1 protein-coding gene and 1 pseudogene are annotated in these 356 nt (G+C 76.4%); both read left to right on the top strand.

Annotation, left to right across the window (positions count from 1 at the left end; all coding sequences use genetic code 11):
* Positions 1-199 (top strand): annotated as a pseudogene (locus ACTIFS_RS21745) (16S rRNA (guanine(527)-N(7))-methyltransferase RsmG); the annotation flags it as partial.
* A partial coding sequence (locus ACTIFS_RS21740) for a ParA family protein (RefSeq protein ID WP_439576211.1) occupies positions 180-356 on the top strand: 177 nt, incomplete at its 3' end. The pseudogene ACTIFS_RS21745 and the gene ACTIFS_RS21740, both read left to right, overlap by 20 nt.

Below are 356 nucleotides of genomic sequence, written 5' to 3'. Positions count from 1 at the left end.
CGACCTCCTGCCCCTGGTCGCCCGCCACCTCGCCCCCGGCGGCGCCGCGCTGCTGCCGAAGGGCGCCACGGCGGAGGCCGAATTGACCGCCGCCGCCCCCCTCTGGACAATGCGCGTCGAGCGGTTCCCGAGCCGCACCGACCCTGCCGCCACCATCCTCCGTCTCACCGAGGTCGCGCGTGCCCGACGCAGCCCCTGACGCCTCGCCCGCCGCCGCCCGGCCCCGCATCATTGCGCTCGCCAACCAGAAGGGCGGCGTCGGCAAGACCACCACGGCGGTGAACCTCGCCACGGCCGTCGCCGCCACCGGCCAGCCCGTCCTCCTGATCGACCTCGACCCCCAGGGCAACGCCTCG

This window comes from Phreatobacter sp. (assembly GCF_051860605.1).
Taxonomy (GTDB): Bacteria; Pseudomonadota; Alphaproteobacteria; order Rhizobiales; family Phreatobacteraceae; genus Phreatobacter.
The sequence above is the reverse complement of the archived record's forward strand: the minus strand, read 5'-3'. Positions and strand labels throughout refer to the sequence as shown.